Below are 20,436 nucleotides of genomic sequence, written 5' to 3'. Positions count from 1 at the left end.
TCAGGCCTTGTGGCCTGTCTCTGCCTCTTCCATCTCATCGTCGGAAAGGGCAATCGGTGCCTGCGAGTTGCCAGCCAGAATGGGTGGCGGCAGCGGCGTGTTGCGCTGGCGTTCCCGCATCAGGGTCAGCATGCCGGCACCGACGATCAGCACGATGCCAGCCAGCATCGGTCCGTCGACATGATCGCCGAAGAACAGGTAGCCAAACAGAATGGCCCAGAGCATCTGAGAATATTGCGTCGGCCCGATATAGGCGGCCGGTGCATAGAGAGCAGCCTGCATCAAAAGCACATTGGCAAAGGCGGCAATAAGGCCATAGCCTGCCAGATACATCCATTCGCTGGTGTCGGGCATTTTGAAGTTGGTCAGCATCAGCGCGCCGCAAACGATGATGGCACCGAGAATGCCTGCGCCAAACAGCGATATGCGTTTTTCATCCGTGCTGGACGCGCGGAAGGTGACCACCGAGATCGCGCCGCCGAGACCGGCGAAGATGGCGCCGAGATGACCGATCGACAATTCGCGAAAACCGGGTCTGAGAACGATCAGCACACCGATAAAGCCGACAATGACCGCCGACCAGCGCTTCAGGCCGACCTGTTCCTTCAGTGCAAAAACCGAAATGACGGTCACATAGGCCGGTTGCAGGAAAATCAGGACGAAGGCTTCCGCCATCGACAGATGGGTGAAGGCAGTGACACTGCCAATCACGCCAATCGGATAGGCGATGAAGCGCAACAGCCAGAGCGGCCGGTTGGAGGTGCGGACGATGTCGCTCCAGCGGTCGCCGCGCTGCATCAGGAACGGCAGGGCAAGAAGAGCAAAGGCTGCACCGAAAAAGGCCGACTCATAAGGCGGCAACCCGCCTTCGATCGCCTTGACACTGGCATCGCTGTAGGAAAAGCAGGCGAAGGAGGCGAAGCCGAGGATGACGCCTTTGAGCGTGTGCTCGCCAAGCCGTGAGGATGCGGTGTCGCTGGATGATTCGGTTTGCATAGGATTTGCCTGTCATTGCGCGCCCGGAGACGATCGGGAAATTGAAGAAGCGCCTTGTTTATTCTTGCCTTACATCAAGCCATACAGACTGACGACGCCCGATCCTGCGCGTCTGATATGCAAAATGACAAAGCTCGACATTCGTCTTTCTTTCTGTCTGTCCGCCTTCTCTAAAGCTTATGATTCAATTGCGATAAAACAAGGAGCCAAGGCGATTTGCGGTTCATCTGTGAGGCTAAAAACTGCTATGCCCTTTCCCGAAGGGGAGAGACGTCGGCGACTGCCGGCCACCGCGCAGCAATGGCGCTGACGGCGACATTTCAAGGAGATTTCCGTGACCGCAGATTATACCAGCATGCTTTTGAAGGCCTATGAGGATGGTGCTCTCATTGATCAGGAGGCCTTTGCATCGATCACCCCGGATGAGGCCGTTGACGTCCAGCTCGCAGTCATGCAAGGCCGTGGCCAGACTCCAGGCGCTTTCAAGGTTGCCATCAATGGCGAGGGTAAGGCCGTCGCTTCGGTGATCTATGCCGATCGCGTCGTCAAGACTGGCGGAGCGCTGAAGCTGCCCAAACTCGGCCTGATTGGCATTGAGTTCGAACTGGGCTTCTATCTCGCCAAGACCGTTACGCCGGAAATGGCAAAAGAGGGCGAAGCCGCTGTTCTGGCCGCCATTGATCATTTCGTCTTCGGTATGGAAGTGGTTGGTTCGCGTTTTGCCAATCAGCCCAAGGCCACCGCCTGGGCGCAGCTTGCCGATAATCTGAGCGGTGAGGCCTATGTGATTGGCACGGAACGCTTTGATGGCGGTGCCGTGGTTGATGGCGCACCGCTGGTTCTGACTGCCAATGGCACGGAAATCTACAACAAGCCGGCAAAGCATCCCTTCGGCGATGCCGTGAAGCCGGTGATTGATTACGCGCTGGCAGGCGACGACAAGATCGGCATGCTGAAGGCCGGTTCCTTCATCACCACCGGTTCGCTGTGCGGTGGCGTGCCCTTCACCGCCCCTTGCGAGATGGTCGGTACGATCTTCGATAAATTCAGCGTTTCGGTTTCGCTCAGCAACTGAGCGGGTGCCTGAACCAGGTGAAGATTGAGGGAGCCCGGCCCATGCGCCGGGCTCAAACTGCTGACAAAGCGATTCAGGTTGCATGTTTGAAGTCGAATAGCCGCTCTCTCCGTCGTCATCCCCGTGCTTGTCACGGGGATCCAGTTTGGTAAGGCTATTCAATAGAAAAGTTCTTTCGCCGCGCGGACGCGCGTCGGCTGGATGCCTGTGACGAGCACAGGCATGACGTCGAACAACAGGGCGAGGTTTGTCAGCAGTCTGAGCCCGGCCTATGCGCCGGGCTTTTGCCGTTCAGCCGAGGCGGACGAGACTGGTTTCGAGGATGGAGCGGGTTGCTTCGCTATCCTTGCGGCCGTTGATCTGCCTGAGCAGCACGCGGAATGCGGCATCGGCGAGGGCTTCTTCATCCTGTTTGACGACCAGAACGGTATTCGGAATGAAGTCGAGCAGGCCGTCATAGTCGAAAGTGCCGATGATCAGATCAGCGGGAATGCCGCCATGCTCGGATTTGAAAAATTGCAGCGCGCCTTCCAGCACCAGAAGCGATGAACACAGGATCGCCGATGGTGGTTCCAGGGCATCGCCAAACAGGGCTTTCATCATCTGCCGTCCGGCCGAGACACTGTCGTCACGCGCGGTCAGTACGCGTAGCTGGTCACGGGCAAGGCCAGCCTCGCCGCCGGCGCCATAAAAGCCGATGACACGATCCTGAATGCTGGGGTTTTCCGGATGGCCGCAGAGGAACGCGATCTGCCGGGCGCCAGCATCGATGATCTCGCGGGTAATCCGTCGCGCGCTGGCCTCGTGGTTGCTGGAAATGACCGGCACGTGGTCGTCGGGATAGGCACGGTCGATCAGTACCAGCGGCGTGTTCTTGCCGCGCTTGCGGCCCGGCTCCGGCAGGCGCGGGGCGCAAGGCGCCATGACAAGCCCGTCGACGCCGCGGGCCAGCAGGCTGTTCAGCGCCCGGGCCTCGACCTCGGGATCTTCCAGGCTCGACGTGGTGATAAGAACGAGGCCTTCGGCGCGGCAATGGGCCTCCAGATGCGCCATGATCCGGGCGAAAAAGGCGTTGGCGATATCCGGCGCAATAAAACCAACCGTGTGGCTGCGCTTGGTCTTGAGATTGCGTGCTGTCTGGTTGATCGTGTAGCCATGCTCGGCGACATAGGCATTGATGATGTTTTGAGCGCGTTCGCTGATGCGGTATTCGGAGGCGCGACCGCTCAGCACCATGGTGATAGTGGTGCGCGAATAACCTGTTTCTTCCGCGATCTCCGATATCGTCTTGGCCATTAAACCCCCTCATTCCCGGTGGGGCATCTTTGCGCCACCCCGTCGCATGTCTCTTCCGCGAAAATCGTTCAAAATGAAACGATTGCGCCTTCCTGCACCGGTTCTTCCCGATACCAGTGGTAGCAGTTGAACAGAAATTGCAAAACGAAAAATGCCTGGATCAAAGGTATAAATCACGACTATCTGCTGTGCTGTCGAAGCTTTTGGCCCGACATGAATTTCGGACGGAAGCGCCAGAGCGGGTGCGAAATACACCTTGCTCCGTCGCCGGCCGTCATTCGGTTTCCGATGGGAGGATAGAAACCGAAATCGTCATGAAACGAGGCGCTTACGCCTCGTCTTTCATCGCCTTGCGGATCTTGCGATCGGCATCCTGGAGCGCTGCGAAAGCGGCAAACTTCTTGTCATGCAGTTTCGCATTCTCGCCGCCCGCCGGCTCGCTGATCTCCTTGATCGCCGACATTTTGCCCGCACCATCCTGAAGATCGGCATAAAAACCGGCTGCAACCGCACCGATAATCGCGCCGCCCAGAAGGACAGGTTCGACGGTTTCGGGAAGGGCAACCTTCATGCCGGTAGCATCGGCCAGAATGCGCCTGAGAAGCGGGCTCTGGGCTGCTCCGCCGCTGACGACCAGCGTTTCGAGCGGCAGGCCCTTGGCCTTTTCCGCATCAATGATCTGGCGTGTGCCGTAGCAGAGGCCGCAAAGTCCCGCGACATAAAGCCTGATCAGGCTGTCTTCGGAACTGTCCAGTGTCAGACCGCTGATGACGCCGGTTGCCTCCGGGTCGGCATAGGGCGCGCGGTTGCCGAGGAATTCCGGCACGACATGGAGATTGCGGGCAAGGCCGGCAACGGCTTCCAGCGAGCCTGCCTTTTCCGTTGCCCGCTTTTCCAGATAAAAGGGCAGGGCCATACCGGCCTGCGCGGCCTTCTCTTTCATCGCGCCATAGGCAGGATGCAGTGTCAGCAGATAGTCGAGGGCTGCGCCATAGGCCGACTGTCCGCCTTCCAGCAGCCAGTAGCCAGGCACCATGGCGCCGTAATAGGGGCCCCAGACGCCATCAACGAAATTGGCTTCGTCAGCCAGCGTCATGGCACAGGCAGAGGTACCCATGATCAGTGCCATCTGGGTTGCCGGCGGCAGGTCTTCACCATTCGGGCCGATGCAGGCAAAGGTGCCAATGCCGCCGCAATGGGCATCAATCAGCGAAGCGCCGACCGGAATACCGGCAACAAGGCCGAGTTCGGCGGCTGCCGCTTCGGAAATGCCATTGCCAAGCGGGGTAGCAATATCGGCAACGTCCGACCCGATGCGGGCGAAATCGTTTTCAGCCAGCTCTTCCAAGCCGACCGCCTTGAAATAATTCACATCCCATTTCTTCTCATGGGCGAGATAGGTCCATTTGCAGGTCACGGTGCAGACCGAGCGCACCTCGGATCCGGTCGCGCGCCAGGACAGGAAGTCGGCCAGATCGAAGAAATAGCGGGCGGCCGCGAAAATATCGGGCTTGTTTTCCTTCAGCCACAAAAGCTTCGGCGTTTCCATTTCCGGCGAGATCTTGCCGCCGACATAGCGCAGCACATCCTGACCGCTGGCATTGATGCGGTTGGTCTGATCGATGGCGCGATGGTCCATCCAGACGATGATATTGCGGTTGGCGTCATCCGACGGGCCGACGGCAAGCGGCGCGCCCTTTTCGTCCAGTACGACGAGCGAGCAGGTGGCATCAAAGCCAAGGCCACGCACGGTGGCGGGGTCGATCCCGGCTTCAGCGATCGCCGTTCTGGTGCAATAGCAGATTGCATCCCAGATATTATCCGAGGACTGTTCGACGATGCCGCCTTCGGCCCGCCACATGGTGATGTCTTTCTTGGCGACGCCCAGCAGGCGGCCCTTTTCGTCAAAAACGCCTGCCCGCGCGCTGCCGGTTCCGACGTCGACGCCGATGAAGTGATTACCCATATGCCTGTTCTCCTGCCCAATCCGACGCGGTCATGGCGCTGTGGCCCCCGGCGCTTCTGCTCTTCATGGCCCCTGTCCGGCAGAACCGGGCAGGGGATCTTGATCTGTTTCAGTCTCAGCCCTTCAGCGGGCTGCCATCCTTGGCCGTGCCGCAAAGGCTGACAGTCATGCCAAGCTCGGCAGCAAGCGCTGCCTTGGCAGCCATGGCCAGATCAGCGCTTTCCGCGTCATTGGCGTAGACAACCTGAATGTGGTTCGACTTGTGCCGTGCCATCAGCTGATCGCGGGACACACCGTAGATCACGCCATGCATCATCGGCCAGGCATAATCGGTGAGCTTCCAGCGGCGTTCGGTCTCTTCTTCCGGCAGCGCAATCGCCTTGCCGCGGCCGATATCCATGTTCAGCTTGCCGTCCTTGACGAAAATGCGCGACCAGACGATTTCGCCGGGCTTTGCAATGCCGCGCAGCGTGCCGCCGCCAGCGGGGAAGAACATTGGCGGCTGGCGCATGGAGGAGGAACCGGCATAGCCGCCCTCGTTATGCGCTGCCGGAACCGCGCCGGAGATCTCGAAGGTCCAGACATATTCATTGGTCGTGCCTGTCGGATCTTCACCGCCCCAGCGGATGTCATGCAGCGTGGTTTCAACCGGCTGGCCGAGTGCTGAATGGATGCGGTTGGTCATCAGAGCATCGAGACCGGCGCATTCGTCGACTTCGTTGAAGTGAACGACCGGCTTGCCCTCACGGATGATCTTGCCATCAATACCCTTGACCGGCGGACGGTCGGCATTGTTGAGCAGACCTTCGACGAGGTCGGAGGCGGGCAGCAGATCCTTCAGGCCCTGCTGATACTGGATGCCGATCACTTCGCAGCCGAACTGTTCGGCGAGACGCACAGCGGCAATATACATCTTGCACTGGATCAGAACCTGTTCCGGTGTCAGATCCTGGCTGCCATCCGTGCCGAAATGGAACTTCAGACCCTTGGCAACCAGCCAGTCAAAGGCTTCTTGCGCTTCGGCATCGGGAACCTGGGTCGTGGCGTAATAGAGCGCCGACTGCGACATGCGTTCCTTGAAGATGCCAAGCGGGAAGAGCAGCTCATCCGGGATGATGGCATTGTACATGCCCATGCAGCCTTCATCGAAAACGCCCATGATGGTGCGGCGCGATTTCAGGTCGGCGGCAATGTCCTTCGCCAGCGACACAGCCTTCTCATTGGTCGAGGACGTGTAGGCGTGGACGTGGGAATAGTCCTGATCGACCTTGCCGGTCTTCATCCACTGTTCCAGGCGCGTGAGGAACCATTCATCCTTGAAGTCGATGGTCCAGAGCGAGGAATAGTCGACGCCGGCCTTGGTCAGCGAGGCGTTGAGGTTCAGAAGGCCGACGAGACCCGGCCAGGTCGGCGACCAGTTGCCAACCGTCAGGATCGGGCCTTCATGCGACATCAGACCGGGCAGTACGTGCAGCGAATACTGCCACACGGCTTCGGCAACGATCAGCGGTGCCTTCTTGTCGATGTTGGCGAAGACTTCGAGGCCTTCCTTCTGCGTGGCGATGAAGCCGTGGCCGAGATCGGCCTTGACGGCATGGGCGCGCTCGACCGAGCCGCCGAGCGCTGCAATCGCAGCGGTCAGCTTGTCTTCGAGGTCCTTCTGCGCCGGCCAGCACTTGACATTGGCGCTCTCGCGAAGATCGCCGCTTGCCACCATGAGAATATGGGGACCATTAGCCATCGTGTGTGTCCTTTTCAGTCCGTTGGGTTGCGCGCTGCCTGGCGTTGTCTTCCGGCCGGTCGCGCGGTTTGTTAAGGCCGGCTCCGATATGGGCTCGGAGCCGGGAATTGCTGTTATGACTGGGCTTCAGCCGCCGCCTTGCGGGCCCTGCGGGCAGCCTTGATCTTCGGTCCGATGATCGGCAGCGTCAGCGTAGTGAGTGCGATCACCAGGAAGACGGCGCAGACCGGGCTGGTGGCGAAGATCGAAAAATCGCCATCCGACATGATCAGCGAGCGGCGTAGATTGCCCTCGATCATCGGCCCCAGAATGATGCCGATGATGATCGGCGACATCGAGAAGTCGAGCTTCAGCATCACATAGGCGCAGACACCGGCAAACATCATGACGAAGACGTCAGTCATGGTGTTGTTGACCGAGTATGAGCCGACCATGCACAGCACCAGGATGATCGGAACCAGAAGCTTGCGCGGAACCGACATGACGCGGGTGAAGAGCCGGATGCTCGAAAAGCCGAGAATACCCATGACCAGATTGGCGACGAACAGGCCGATGAAGATGGTGTTGACCTGAACCGGATGCTCGGTGAAGAGCAGCGGACCAAGCTGCAGGCCCTGCACCATGAAGGCGCCCATCATGATGGCGGTCGCGCCGTCACCGGGAATGCCGAGCGTCATCAGCGGCACCATGGCGCCACCGGCAACGGCGTTGGCACCGGCTTCAGGGGCGGAAACTCCCTCGATCGAGCCCTTGCCGAATTCTTCCGGATGCTTCGACCAGCGCTTGGCCTCGGTATAGGCGATGAAGGAGGCGATATCGCCGCCCGTGCCCGGGATGGAGCCGATTGCCGTGCCGATGGCAGCCGAGCGGAAATAGGTCGGCAATACGCGGCGGAAGTCGAGCCAGCTTGGCAAAACACGCTTGATCTTGGTGTTGACCTTGCGGTTGCTCGGGTTGTTGCGTTCCTTCCAGTTCTCCTCGATGCCGAGCAGCGCCTGGGAGAAGGCGAACAGGCCGACCAGAACCGGAACGAAGGAAATGCCACCCATCAGATAATAGGAGTTGAAGGTGAAGCGCATGCCGGCGGTCATTGGGTCGAGGCCGATCGTGGCGATGAACAGGCCGATGCAACCACCGATCAGCCCCTTGATCACCGATTGTGACGAGACCGAGGTGATGATCGAGATGCCGAAGACACCGAGCGCGAAATAGTCTGGAGCGGAAAGGCCGGTGGCAACCTTGGCAAGCTGTGGCGCAATGATGACCAGCGCAACGGCGGAAAACAGGCCGCCGAACATCGAGCTTGCGGTGGAAAGGCCGAGCGCACGTCCGGCTTCGCCCTTCAGCGTCATCGGATAACCGTCAAGAACGGTTGCAGCCGAGGCGGGGGTGCCGGGTGTGTTGATCAGAATGGCGCTGATGGAGCCGCCGTAAATGGCGCCGCAATAGACGCCGAGCAGCATCAAAATGCCTTCCAGACCCTGGAAGGTGAAGGTCAGCGGCATCAAAAGCGCGATGCCCATATTGACGGTGAGGCCCGGAAGCGAGCCGATGACAATGCCGGCAGCCGTGCCGAGAATGATGACGAGCAGCGCCTGATAGCTGAAGACGACGGCTGCTGCCTGTAGAATATCGTTCATGATCTTATCCCTTCAGCAGCCTATTCGAGGAACCACAGGGTGGGCAGCGTGATATTGAAAATATGCACGAAGAAGAACCAGATGACGCCGACGGCGATGACCGTGGTGAGGCCGACGACGAGAGGTCTCTTTTCACCCATGATGATCATGATCAGTGGCATGAGGATCAGGGCTGCGATCACGAAACCGGCCCAGACCATCAGGGCCGCGGCGCAGATCGCGATGAAGGCGGTGAGATAGGCCCACAAATGGCCAGGTGTGGCGAATTGAACGTCGCGGCCGGCATTGATCGCGGGGAATGCGACAACCTCGATCACCTGCAGAACGCCAAGTCCGATCATCAGCCAGGCGATCAGATGCGGCCAGAAGGCTTCTCCGGGAACACCGTCGGCATTGGCGGTCGTCAGATTACGAGAGAACCAGAAGATGGCGAGGCCAAAGACTACGGATACGAGCGCCACCAAAAGATTGTATTTTCTCATTGATTCCTCCCGTCCTGCCCGCAGCCCGATAGGGGCTGCGGGCGAGGCATATGAATGAGATTACTCAGACTTGCTTTCGGCGATGAGCTTTGCATACATCGCATCGTCGGCCTTCATCATGGCCTGAACCTCTTCACCGGTCATCGTGCTCGGCATGATGCCCTGGTTCTTCATGGCCGTCTGGAAGTCCGGATCGGCAGCAACGGCCTGGAAGGCAGCAACCAGCTGGCTGGAGATGTCGTCAGGCAGGTTTGCCGGGCCGGCAATGGCAGCCCATGCGCGCATCTGCGTGTCGGTACCGGCACCCAGAGCTTCGTTGAAGGTCGGAACGTCGGGGAACAGTTCGAAACGCTTGCTGTCCATCACACCGAGCATCTTCAGCGCGCCGGCATCAATCTGCGGCTTGGCAGCGCCGGGCGTGGTGATGACGGCATCAACGTGACCGCCGACCAGCGCAGCAATCGCCGGGCCAATGCCTTCGGAATACGGAATGTGCTTCAGCTTGATGCCGAGCTGCTGTTCCATGTTCGTGGTGGCGAGATCATAGATGGCGCCGGTGCCGGAATTGGCAACCTGGACTTCACCCGGATGATCCTTGGCATACTGGACGAATTCTTCCAGCGTCTGGTACGGCGCATCGGCCTTGACAACCAGCGAGCACGGATCGGCGATCGGTGCGAACAGGCCGGTGAAGTTCTTGTAATCGACCGGCGATTTGTTCTGGTAGGGGAACATGGCCAGCTCAACCGTGGTCATGACCAGCGTCTCGCCATCGGGACGGGCATGCGCGGCTTCAACCAGACCGGTCACGCCGTTACCGGCGGGCTTGTTTTCCGGAACGAAAATCACGCCGTCAGGCAGATATTTCTTGGCATATTCCAGCGTCAGGCGGGCCGATGTATCCGTGCCGCCGCCCGGATTCTTCGGGATGATGACGGTGATATTCTTCTTCGGATAGGTCAGTTCCTGTGCGGTTGCCTGAACGCTGGCAAAGGCCAGAACGCCGCAGAGCGCGATTCCAATTGCTTTCAACATTTCCAACTCCCTTGTTTTAATTCTAGACATTCCTGCCGGCAGGGTTTTTGCCGGCCGAAACGCTAGCCATCCTCCAAAACCAGGTGGCAGTAGACGATTGACTTGCGGTTATGTGTGTAGGCCACATGAAGCTCTTTCCCCTGAGCGATGATGGCCGGATAGGAAAACTCTCCTTCTTCGGTTTCGAGATCGAGTTCCCGGTTGAAGCTGGCACCGTTGTCGTGGGAAAGGGCCAGCGAAAGGGGCGAGCGGCGGCCCCAGTTGCCACCGTTCGGATTATAGACAAGCGCCAGCGTACCGTCGGTTTCGACGACATCGATGCCGCTATTATTGTTGACGACCGAGGTCGCGTAGGCTTCCGACCAGTGCGCGCCGAAATCTTCGGAATCGCTGCGATAGATGAAGCCGCGCGTCGAGCGCATCATCAGATGGATATGTCCGGGCTGCGATTCCCAGGCGCTGGGCTGGATCACGCCATCCCAAGCGAACACCTTGGCCGGATCTGTTTCCCAGAGCGCATTTTCGGCAAGACCTGACCAGACACCGGCTTCGCCCTGCTTTTCGTCAGGGGAACGATGGGTGAAGGGCACGTCAATACGGTTCCAGCTTTGGCCCTTGTCGGCTGAAAGATCGACGAAGGCGTCCCAGATCGTGTCCGTCTCGACCGAGGCCGGGGCAAGCCAGGCGCCATTGGACATGACGAGAAGCTTGTTCTTCACCGGACCGCGCGGGGCGGTGTCACCGGCAATGAGTTCCGCCGGATCGCTCCATGTCCTGCCGCCGTCATGCGAAACGCTCCAGCGGGTCGTCCATGTGTGAACCGTCGGGCCGACCTTGTAGAAGATCCAGACCGTATTGCCCTCATTGAGAAGGACCGGGTTCCAGTGCGCCAGACCATCTTCGGCGAAGCGGCGTTCAGGGGCCTGAAAGCCGTTCTCATCACCGCGAACCAGCCAGATGGCAACATCGCCGGCGCCTTCACGCTCGCCGCCGAAGAAAGCGACGAGCTTCTCGCCATTCGGCAGAACAATCACTGTCGAGGCGTGGCAATTGTTGAACAGCTCATGCCCAAGCGGCACGACGAATGTCTTTTCCAGAAGTTTCAGTTTTTGCATCACGGTTGCCTCCTCCGCTTCCGTCAGCCGGTCGCTGCTCACTGAGCAGCGATTTTTCCAGCCGGATCAAAAGCAGCAGCAGGGATGTCGAGTTCAAGCTGGCTGGCAAGCGTTTCGCCAAGAGCGATCATCTGCGAGACCGTCGAGGAGAAATGGTTCTGGAAATAGCCACCGAGCGGACGCGTACGGCATTCCATGCTGGAAAAATTGCCGATCGCCTTCTGGAAATCCTTGGCGCAGAGCGGGTAATCCATGCTTTCAGTCATGGCAGCGACCGAGAGATAAGTGCCCAGAATTTCGGCCTTTTCCGGCTCCGACTGCCAGTTCTCTGTCAGCCAGACATAAAGCGCGGGATGGAAGTTGGCCATCACACCGCTATAGCCGTGGCAGCCGACCTTCAGGCTTGCAAGAAGCGTCTGTGCATTGGCGTTGGCGATATGCAGCTGGCTGCCTTCAACCAGTTTGGCACGGCGCGTCAGCGTCTCGATATTGCAGCAGGTGTCCTTCAGGAAGGTGAAGCGGCCCGACTTGGCGGCAAAGGAAACGGCAGCATCGCTCAGCAGGCGCTTGTAAGGGTAGGGGCATTCATAGACGCCGATGCCAGCCGAGGCCGGAACCTTTTCCGTCAGCGCGGCGAGGCGTTCGAGGAAGACCTCGTCACCTTCGTCCTGGCTGGCGAGGCGGTTGGAGATCATGATGACGCTGTCAACACCGCAGGCAGCCTGGGCAGCAAGCTGCTCTGCCTGATGGCTTGGCGCATTGCCGGTGTGGCCGGAGGCGACGACCGGGACGCGGCCATCAACGTAATCGACCACGAAGCGCGTCAGTTTCTCCGACTCAGCATCGCTCAGGAAGAACATTTCACTCGACTGGCAGTTGGCAAACAGCCCGTGGACGCCGGAGGCGATATACCAATCGATCAGGCGCTCCAGCGATGCCCAGTCAATCTCACGATCTTCGGTGAAAGGAGTAAGCATCACCGGCCAGACGCCTGTGTGATGATCCATTTCGCTCCTGCCTGACTTCACCATTTCCAATACCTCACTGCAAAAATCCAGCTCTGCCAACCACGAACCGGCATAGAACGTAAACTGCCAGCGCAACGGGGCTCCGGGGCGCTTTGCGACGCTCTGCAAGATCTTCATGCGAGGGCCGGTTTGAAACTGTCTGCAGGGATTTCAAATTGGGAAATGTAAGATAAGCCCGGCAAAAGACGAGCTTCTCCATGCAGGCGCGAAAACCGATTATCCTCCCGGAAACGCTTGCTGTTACGAGTTAGCAAACCGTGCTTAGCGCCTTTTAGCGTCAGAGACAAGTGAGATTGCGGCGGTGCACGGATTCTTTTTTGTTCATTTCCGCAGCATAGATCGTGCAGGCGGGGAAGCCCGGTATTCCCGTACCGGCTGACGGAGACTGCACATTGCCGGAAATTCACCCAGCTGCGTCTGAGCGAGGCAGAATTGAGGCGGTTCTGCCTAAAATTTTGACGTCTATCAATGGGCTGTTGCGTAAATGCATAGCTACCCTGCGGCCATGCCAGTAACCAACCGCATCAAAAAGGCCTATTTGAGTAAGCAGTTAATGACCCAACTGAAAAGACAACTGAAATGACCAACGCACGTTCGAATCGCAGCAATAACGCTTTCAACGAAGGCCGCTCGCGCAACGCATTTTACCGCTTTGCCAAGGGTGTCGGCAGCTTCATTGATGATTATGCCGAAAACCGCGCCGAAGCTTTCCGCCGCAGCCCGCGCACTTTCGATTGATCACAGGCCCCTGCAAGGGGCGCATGGCTTGGCAATTCGCCATGAAATGCAGATTGTGTGAGTCGGGTAACGGTGACCCGGTTCTAAAAAATGAAGTCCCGCTCAGCGCCTCGCGCGCTCCAGCATGCCAAAGAGGTCGCGTGGATCGTCGGGATCGGCAATAATGTCGAGCTTTTCGTAAAAATCGGTTCCTTGAAGGCGGCTCCGCACATAGCAAAGAGCAGAAAAGTCCTCAATGGCGAAGCCGACGCTGTCAAACAGTGTAATCTGTCTGTCACTTGATCTGCCGGGCTCAGTGCCGGAAATGACCTGCCATAGCTCGCTGACCGGATGATCCGGTTCAAGCTGCTGGATTTCTCCCTCGATTCTTGTCTGCGGCGGATATTCAACAAAGATATCGGAACGCAGCAGGATGTCGCGGTGCAATTCCGTCTTGCCGGGACAATCTCCACCAATCGCGTTAATGTGAATGCCAGGACCGATCATATTGTCGGTCAGGATGGTGGCATATTGCTTGTCGGCGGTGCAGGTGGTGACGATCTCCGCCCCCTCAACGGCCTCCTGTGCTGACTTGCACATGATGATGATAAGGCCGCTCTTTTCGAGATTACGCGCAGCCTTGCGGGTGGCCTGAGCATCAATGTCATAAAGCCGCACGGTTTTTATGCCGGTGACAGCCTTCATTGCCAGCGCCTGAAATTCGGCCTGCGCCCCATTTCCGATAATCGCCATTGTCTTCGCATGTTTCGGCGCCAGATGACGGGCAGCCATGGCTGAAGTTGCGGCGGTGCGCAGCGCGGTCAGCAGGGTCATCTCGGTCAAAAGCACCGGATAGCCTGATGCGACGTCGGCGAGCAGGCCGAAGGCCGTCACCGTCTGCAGACCGCGCGCCATGTTTTTGGGATGACCGTTCACATATTTGAAGGCATAGGTCGTGCCGTCGGAGGCGGGCATCAGCTCGATGACGCCCTCGCGTGAATGTGAGGCGATCCGCGGCGTCTTGTCGAATTCCGCCCAGCGTTGGAAATCACGCTCGATCGCTGCCGCCAGGTCCTTGAGCATGGTCTCGACACCAATGTGATGGATGAGGCGCATCATGTTTTCAACGCTGACAAAGCGGATAAAGGCCTTCTCAGAGGCGAGCGGCGTCATGGCGAACTCCTTCTTTGCACATGCTTGCCATCATGCCGTAGAGTTTTCCCGACAGAAATTTCAAATTTGTATTAATCTGATCGGAATAGCGAGCAAACTGTACAGAAGCACTGAGCAAACTGATCAATGGATGAGCAGATCGTCAAATATATGCCGGATCAGCTGGATCGCAGGCTCATTGCCTGTTTGAGAGAGGATGGGCGTGCTTCGCTGTCGCATCTGGCAACGCGGCTCGGCGTAGCGCGGGGAACTGTCCAGGCCCGTCTCGACCGGCTGATCAAGACCGGGACACTGGCAGGTTTCACTGTGCGCGTTCGGGAGGATTACGACGCCACGTCGGTTCGGGCGGTGATGATGATCGAAGTGGTCGGCAAGTCGACGACCCAGGTAATCCGGCGGCTGCGTGGCCTGCCGGAAATCCATGCCCTGCACACAACCAATGGAAACTGGGATCTGGTGGCTGACATCCGCGTTTCGAGCCTCTCCGATTTCGACCGGGTTCTGCGGGAGGTGAGGATGATTGACGGCGTCGCCAATAGCGAGACCAGCCTGCTCTTGAGCACGGTTTAGCCGTCGGCGGATCGTTCTGGCATTTGTGCCCAGCATATCTGGCCGACGGGTCTTAAACTCAAATTCGTTCCACTCGGGCGCCTTTCGATCCGAACGAATCAGATCGGCGCCCTAGGCCGAATTGGCAGAACAGAGATAGGTCCCGGACAATATATTGGCGATGACATTGAAATGGCTGGCGACCAGATGATGCCCGGCATCGGGCAGGATGTGAGTTCTGATGTCGCAGCGGCGGGCATGCAGCGCATGAACCACCTCCGGGCGGCACATCGCGTCCTGTTCTCCGTGCACCAGTGTGATCGGCAGCCCGCTTTCCAGAAGTTCACTCACCCAGTCGCGTTGATTGACAAGCAGATCGGCGGCGATGGCATTGCCGCCGCGTTCGCCCAACAGCTTCAGCCAGTCGAGAATGAAACCGGCCTGAATGCCATAGTCAATAACGGCGAGATCGGGTGGCGAATGGCGGTAGGAAAGCCGGTAGGCGCGGGCGGCAAGGGCCGGCGTGCGGGCAATGACAGAATAGGCTCTGACAAGCGTTGAAACGATCTTCGGGTTATGTCGCATGGCATCGGAAAGCGAGCTTTGCAGGCTGGTACTTTCCTCGACCGCGCGCAGCGTCGGCGGGTGCGGCATGCCAGCGATCACGATCTGGCGGACGAGATGCGGATAGTGCCTGGCGAAATAGCCAAGCCAGGCCGCACCGGAACTTGCGCCGACACAATCGACGGGCTCGCCGATGAAATGCTCTATGAAGTCAGCAAGCGCTGCACTGTAGCGCTCAAGATGCAGCACCGGGTCAGGTTCGTTCGCGGCAGGCGAGAAGAAACGCGGTGCCACGATCCAGCGCAGTCCGTTGGCCTTCATCTGGCTGACGGCATTTTCAGCGATGATGGCCGGCGTCAGGAGCGGGTGAAAAAAGAGGCAGGGCCGGCCCCTGCGTTGACCGAATTCCCATACCGGCAGGCGGTCTCCACCGCTGAGCGCGACATCGTGGAACAGGACATCACCGCCGAAATGACGGCGCAGCAGGGCCTGTTCCGCGCGCAGCGTACCGGACCGGCCGACAAGGCCGACGACCTCGCCCATGATGGTGAAGGAGACGGCCTGCAGCAGTGCTGTCTGGCCGGAGACGTTGAATTTCTGGAAGATGACCTGAAGCTGTTTGCGCTTGGTATTATAGGCAGCTCCCAGATGGATCGCGGCCTGTTTCAGTTCGAGACCGGACAAGAGAAGCGTCAGGAGGCGATATTCGCCTTCCGTCAATGTAACAGGCCCATCCGGGCGGGCGATGATGGTCTCCAGAAAACTGCGGGTAATCACCACGGCGAGATGTGAAAGACCGTCAGGAACATCCTTCCAGCGCCGGTTGAGGTCAAGGAGCAGGATTAGGACGCCATTATGTTCGCGAAAGTTGATGCCGCTGCTATCGGAAAGCGGCAGGCCAAGATTCGGGGGAAAGGAGCATTCTTCCGCATTGCTGAAGGTGCGTTCGCCATCTCGATCATAAAGCGCGCTGGGCAACTCGATTCCATGAAAATGAGCGTAAAAATATTCACTCGCAAGAAAGCCCCTGTCTGCGTTGTGGTGCAGTTCGGGATCCTGCTCCCAGCGCCCCGGCAGGGTGGCTGGTTTCAGGAGCCTTGGAATCTCTGCAAGTCGGGCTGCATGGCGCAGGAAGGCTTCGTGACGCGATTTCATGAATTAGACTTTTTACAGTCGAAATTACGCCGTCAAGTCTTTATGTTGACACACTTTCCAAAAATAGAGCGGGCATTGCGTGGCGCGTCAGGCTTGCGGCAAATGAGAAGGAATGCCGCTGACCTGGTTGCCGGGGCGGGCGCGGGGAAACTGATGTCCACCCAATCTTGCCGGGCATATGGGGCTGGTTTCATCTCTCATGCCGCCAATCATCGTCATTTCAAGCTGAGGCCCGGCAGTCTGCTTGGACAATCCTGTGCTATACTCTGCGCTGGCTCTTGTTCACGGCAGCGCCGCTGCTCGTCAATCAGCCTTCAATACGGAAGAAAGTTATGCTTTTAGAGAAGATCAAGGCAGCCACTCTGGCTGCACGCAAGGCGCGCCAGCCGCAGGCGGGTGTGTTGCTGACGCTGCAGGGTGCCATCGACACCCGTTCAAAAACCATGAATCCGGTACGTCCGCTGACGGATGAAGAGATCGTTGCCGAGGTGCGTAAACTCCTCAAGGGGCTGAATGAGACCGAAGGCTATCTGCCGGCCGGTCCCTCGGAAAAGCGCGATCAGATCGAACTTGAAAAGGCGGCGCTGGAGCCCTTTTTGCCCAAGCAGATGAGTGAGGCAGAACTGAAGGCCTTTGCCGAGGCGCGCGTTGCTGCCGGTGATAATATGGGGCAGATCATGGCGGCGCTGAAACAGGCCCATCCCGGCGAATATGACGGCAAGACCGCTTCCGCCCTCGTCAAGGCGGCGCTTGCTTAAACGCCGCTGGATATCGATGAGGGTGGTTTGGCTGCCCTCATTGGTGGAACTTTGCCACGAGCGCCTCTCCGCGGGGCGTTTGTTGGCCGAACGCCCAATGTATCTGCGGTCTGAAACGCGGTTTTGACATAGCTGAATGACGCTGGATTTATACTTTTCTGGCCGTTGCGGCGTGTTCAAGCCACCCATATCGTCTCGCACCGACGCGAAGCCATCCTGTTTTCGCGAGCCGGCGGTTCTGTATCGGCCTGGCTGCTGCAGATGCCACCACACACTGCGTTATGCACGGCGGTGCGAAAAAAAGCGCGGCCTGTTGTGGCCAGGGCGAGATGATGCTGACAAGCATATAAATTCCGCATTTGCCTAAAAAATATGTATTATATGCGAATAAAATAGTCAAAGCCTGTCTGTCTTGCTTCGTCAATATGATGGATGACAATAATAAGTGCGCCAGTGAACAACAGTTCCGGCGCTGACTGCTCCTATGCTCGGCTGACTGCTGCGGGTGGCCGCAGTGTCCAGAAAACATGGAGCGGGAAATGCAACAAACAAACACTGGAAAGACATTCATTCGCCGGAACTGGCTGGGTCTCGGTTTTGCAGCGCAAATGTTCATCGCATCGCTCGGCCTGGCTTCGGTTGCGCCGGTAACGCAGGCGCATGCGGAAACACCAGCCGCCTGTGCAGATCTTCAGGCGAAATATCCGGATCTGAAGGGCAAGACCCTTGTCAACGCCGTCAACCCGCATACGCCGGGCTATGAGGCGCTGGACCCGAACGACCCGAACAAATATATCGGTTTTGATATCGATCTCGGCGAAGCGATCGGCGATTGCCTCGGTTTCAGCCTCACCTATAAGCCCGTCACCTTCGCCGCCCTGCTGACGACCCTTGAGGCTGGTCAGGCCGACATCGTGATTTCCGACATCTACGCCACGAAGGATCGCGCCAAGGCGGCCGATTTTGTCACCTATCTGAAGGTTTTTGATGGCGTTCTGGTTGCCAAGGGCAATCCGAAAAATATCGACGGCATCAACATCTCCATGTGTGGCACAACGGCGGCGGAAAATACCGGCTATGTGGAAGTGCCGCTCATTCAGGCGCTGGCCGCAGAATGCGAAGCCGCTGGCAAGCCTGCACCGGAAATCCAGCTCTACGACAATAATGCCAACTGCATTCAGGCGATCCTGTCGGGCCGGGCAGACACCTATATCAATGACGCGAACACGGTTGACGGTGCTGTCGCCGCTTATCCCGACAAGCTGGAAAAGGCGACTGCGGTCACGCTTCCCTATTCGGTCGGCATTGCCGTTCCGCGGGGTAATACCGATTTCCGCGATGCCGTCATGGCGGCGCTGACGGAGATCCAGAAGAGCGGCATGCAGGCCGAGATGATGGCCAAGTGGAACCTTCCCGCAGACCAGATCGAAGAACCCAAGCTCGTTCTGGCTGACTGATCTCCCTTTAAAAGACAACCGGCCGGTCATGAATGTACCGGTCGGTCCTTTTCCCTTGTTCTGCCGAGAGGCATTATGGATCTATTTATTCATTATCTGACCCAGCCCTATCTGGTGACCGGGATTGTCTATACGCTCCTGATCACCGTTTTAGGCCTTGCCGGTGGCACGGTCATGGGCATCGTGCTGGCGACCATGCAGCTCGGCCGCTCCCGGCCGCTTGCCATTCTGGCGCGGGCCTATGCCATTATCTTTCGCGGCACGCCGCTGATCCTGCAGATGATCTTCTGCTACAATGCGCTGCCGCTGATTGGCATCAAACTGACTGCGATCGAGGCTGCCGGGCTGGCGCTGGCGCTGAATGAAGCGCCGTTCATCGCTGAAATCATCCGCGCCAATATTATCGCCGTTGATCGCGGGCAGATCGCCGCCGGTCAGGCGCTGGGCATGCGACCGTTTGCAATCATGGTCCGTATCGTTGTCCCTCAGGCCTTTCGCACCATGGTGCCGGCGCTGGGAAATGAGGCCGTGAGCGCGCTGAAGAATTCCTCTCTGGCCTCCGTCGTCTCCGTTCAGGAATTGACGCTGCGCTCGACCCAGCTTGCATCCTCCACCTTCGACTTTTTCTCGATCTTCTTTGCCTCCGGCCTCATGTATCTGGTGCTCACCGGCGCGATTGCGCTGATCCAGCTGATTGTCGAGGCCACACTTGATCTCGATGCCGATCCGAAAAACCGGCTGACACGGCTTATCCCCTGGCGCCGGGTTGAACTGCCGGCCGTGGCGGTGCCTGCAACGCGTGATACGGCTCTTGCCGCTGAGCCTGCGCCTGCGCCGGAACGCGCTGCCAAAGCCGCTCGCGTCATCGACCATGACAAGCGCTGGGCAGCACTTGAGAAAAACCGCATAGCCGTCGAGATCCGTGACCTGCACAAGAGCTATTCAGGTCAGGCCGTTCTCAAGTCGCTGGATCTGGATGTGCGTCTCGGGGAGGTTGTCGCGCTGCTTGGGCCGAGCGGATCGGGCAAGAGCACGCTTTTGCGCTGTATCAACCACCTTGAAACCTGGGATAGCGGCACGATCCGGGTGATTGATCAGTCGATTGGTGTCGATGCACATGGCCGCTCACTCTCGCAGAGTGCCATTGCCGATGCGCGCGCCTCGGTCGGTGTTGGCATGGTGTTCCAGAATTTCAATCTGTTCGGTCATCTCACAGCCCGGGAAAATGTGGCCGGGCCGTTGCGCTGGGTGCAGGGCCTGCCGCGCAGCGAGGCGAACCGGCGGGCCGATGAACTGCTCGAACGGGTCGGTCTGTCACATCGGGCCGATGCCCTGCCGCGTCACATGTCCGGTGGCCAGCAACAGCGTGTTGCCATTGCCCGCGCACTGGCGCCCAATCCGGCGATCCTGCTGCTGGATGAGCCGACGTCGGCACTTGATCCCGAACTTGTCAGCGAGGTGCTTGACGTTATCCGGCGGCTCGCCGTCGAGGATGGTCTTACCATGTTGATTTCAACCCACCAGCTCGGCTTTGCCCAGGATGTCGCCGACCGGGCGGTGTTTCTGGCTGAAGGTGCAATCGTTGAACAGGGACGGGCGCGCGAGATGCTCTTGCGTCCCACAAATCCGCGCACCGCACAATTCCTGCAGATCGTCGGCGAAGAAAACGGCCAGCCTGCCTGAGCGGCA

17 protein-coding genes are annotated in these 20,436 nt (G+C 58.6%); 6 read left to right on the top strand and 11 right to left on the bottom strand.

The annotated features are described in order from the left end of the window. On the bottom strand, positions 1 to 996 hold the full coding sequence (locus tag FJU08_RS02675; RefSeq protein ID WP_141147419.1) for a DMT family transporter: 996 nt from the start codon (positions 994 to 996) through the stop codon (positions 1 to 3). Positions 997 to 1,330: 334 nt separating this feature from the next. Here FJU08_RS02675 and FJU08_RS02670 point away from each other — a divergent pair, with 334 nt between their 5' ends. After that, positions 1,331 to 2,071: a hypothetical protein gene (locus FJU08_RS02670; protein ID WP_141147418.1), complete on the top strand. Its 741-nt coding sequence runs from the start codon at positions 1,331 to 1,333 to the stop codon at positions 2,069 to 2,071. 291 nt (positions 2,072 to 2,362) lie between these two features. On the opposite strand, the gene FJU08_RS02665 is transcribed toward FJU08_RS02670, so the two are convergent. From FJU08_RS02665 to FJU08_RS02630, 8 genes are all read right to left on the bottom strand, one after another. Beyond that, entirely contained in the window at positions 2,363 to 3,367 is a 1,005-nt protein-coding gene (locus tag FJU08_RS02665) for a LacI family DNA-binding transcriptional regulator (RefSeq protein ID WP_141147417.1), read from the bottom strand. A 328-nt stretch (positions 3,368 to 3,695) separates the two neighbouring features. Next, positions 3,696 to 5,333, bottom strand: a complete 1,638-nt coding sequence (locus FJU08_RS02660; protein ID WP_141147416.1) for an FGGY-family carbohydrate kinase — start codon at positions 5,331 to 5,333, stop codon at positions 3,696 to 3,698. 115 nt (positions 5,334 to 5,448) lie between these two features. After that, positions 5,449 to 7,074, bottom strand: a complete 1,626-nt coding sequence (locus tag FJU08_RS02655) for a fucose isomerase (protein ID WP_141147415.1) — start codon at positions 7,072 to 7,074, stop codon at positions 5,449 to 5,451. Positions 7,075 to 7,187: 113 nt separating this feature from the next. Further along, the gene (locus FJU08_RS02650) at positions 7,188 to 8,714 is read right to left on the bottom strand and encodes a tripartite tricarboxylate transporter permease (protein WP_141147414.1); all 1,527 of its coding nucleotides are present in this window, start codon (positions 8,712 to 8,714) and stop codon (positions 7,188 to 7,190) included. A gap of 20 nt (positions 8,715 to 8,734) precedes the next feature. Then, entirely contained in the window at positions 8,735 to 9,196 is a 462-nt protein-coding gene (locus tag FJU08_RS02645; protein ID WP_141147413.1) for a tripartite tricarboxylate transporter TctB family protein, read from the bottom strand. A 60-nt stretch (positions 9,197 to 9,256) separates the two neighbouring features. After that, the gene (locus FJU08_RS02640; protein ID WP_141147412.1) at positions 9,257 to 10,231 is read right to left on the bottom strand and encodes a tripartite tricarboxylate transporter substrate binding protein; all 975 of its coding nucleotides are present in this window, start codon (positions 10,229 to 10,231) and stop codon (positions 9,257 to 9,259) included. Between the two features lie 62 nt (positions 10,232 to 10,293). Next, on the bottom strand, positions 10,294 to 11,346 hold the full coding sequence (locus tag FJU08_RS02635) for a sialidase family protein (protein WP_141147411.1): 1,053 nt from the start codon (positions 11,344 to 11,346) through the stop codon (positions 10,294 to 10,296). A 38-nt stretch (positions 11,347 to 11,384) separates the two neighbouring features. Then, on the bottom strand, positions 11,385 to 12,353 hold the full coding sequence (locus FJU08_RS02630; protein ID WP_141147410.1) for a dihydrodipicolinate synthase family protein: 969 nt from the start codon (positions 12,351 to 12,353) through the stop codon (positions 11,385 to 11,387). A gap of 600 nt (positions 12,354 to 12,953) precedes the next feature. Between FJU08_RS02630 and FJU08_RS22680 the strand changes: the two genes are divergently transcribed. After that, complete coding sequence (locus tag FJU08_RS22680; RefSeq protein ID WP_181409722.1) at positions 12,954 to 13,112, top strand: hypothetical protein; 159 nt, start codon at positions 12,954 to 12,956, stop codon at positions 13,110 to 13,112. A 102-nt stretch (positions 13,113 to 13,214) separates the two neighbouring features. Here FJU08_RS22680 and FJU08_RS02625 read toward each other — a convergent pair whose 3' ends face one another. Then, positions 13,215 to 14,264 (bottom strand): ornithine cyclodeaminase, encoded by a 1,050-nt coding sequence (locus FJU08_RS02625; RefSeq protein ID WP_141147409.1) that lies wholly within the window; start codon positions 14,262 to 14,264, stop codon positions 13,215 to 13,217. A 126-nt stretch (positions 14,265 to 14,390) separates the two neighbouring features. Here FJU08_RS02625 and FJU08_RS02620 point away from each other — a divergent pair, with 126 nt between their 5' ends. After that, positions 14,391 to 14,834, top strand: coding sequence for an Lrp/AsnC family transcriptional regulator (locus FJU08_RS02620; RefSeq protein WP_141147408.1), 444 nt, complete (start codon positions 14,391 to 14,393; stop codon positions 14,832 to 14,834). A 111-nt stretch (positions 14,835 to 14,945) separates the two neighbouring features. Here the strand turns inward: FJU08_RS02620 and FJU08_RS02615 are convergent, their stop codons facing one another. Continuing rightward, complete coding sequence (locus FJU08_RS02615; RefSeq protein WP_141147407.1) at positions 14,946 to 16,532, bottom strand: alpha/beta fold hydrolase; 1,587 nt, start codon at positions 16,530 to 16,532, stop codon at positions 14,946 to 14,948. Positions 16,533 to 16,864: 332 nt separating this feature from the next. On the opposite strand from FJU08_RS02615, the gene FJU08_RS02610 reads away from it, so the two are divergent. The 3 genes from FJU08_RS02610 to FJU08_RS02600 all read left to right on the top strand — a co-directional run bounded on the left by FJU08_RS02610 (position 16,865) and on the right by FJU08_RS02600 (position 20,430). Beyond that, a complete protein-coding gene (locus tag FJU08_RS02610) occupies positions 16,865 to 17,290 on the top strand; it encodes a GatB/YqeY domain-containing protein (RefSeq protein WP_141147406.1) in 426 nt (141 codons plus the stop codon). Positions 17,291 to 17,898: 608 nt separating this feature from the next. Further along, positions 17,899 to 18,747: an ABC transporter substrate-binding protein gene (locus FJU08_RS02605; protein WP_235890566.1), complete on the top strand. Its 849-nt coding sequence runs from the start codon at positions 17,899 to 17,901 to the stop codon at positions 18,745 to 18,747. A 75-nt stretch (positions 18,748 to 18,822) separates the two neighbouring features. Next, positions 18,823 to 20,430 (top strand): amino acid ABC transporter permease/ATP-binding protein, encoded by a 1,608-nt coding sequence (locus FJU08_RS02600; protein ID WP_141147404.1) that lies wholly within the window; start codon positions 18,823 to 18,825, stop codon positions 20,428 to 20,430. Positions 20,431 to 20,436: the final 6 nt, after the last annotated feature.

This window comes from Martelella alba, assembly GCF_006516955.1.
GTDB classification, from domain to species: domain Bacteria; phylum Pseudomonadota; class Alphaproteobacteria; order Rhizobiales; family Rhizobiaceae; genus Martelella; species Martelella alba.
The sequence above is the reverse complement of the archived record's forward strand: the minus strand, read 5'-3'. Positions and strand labels throughout refer to the sequence as shown.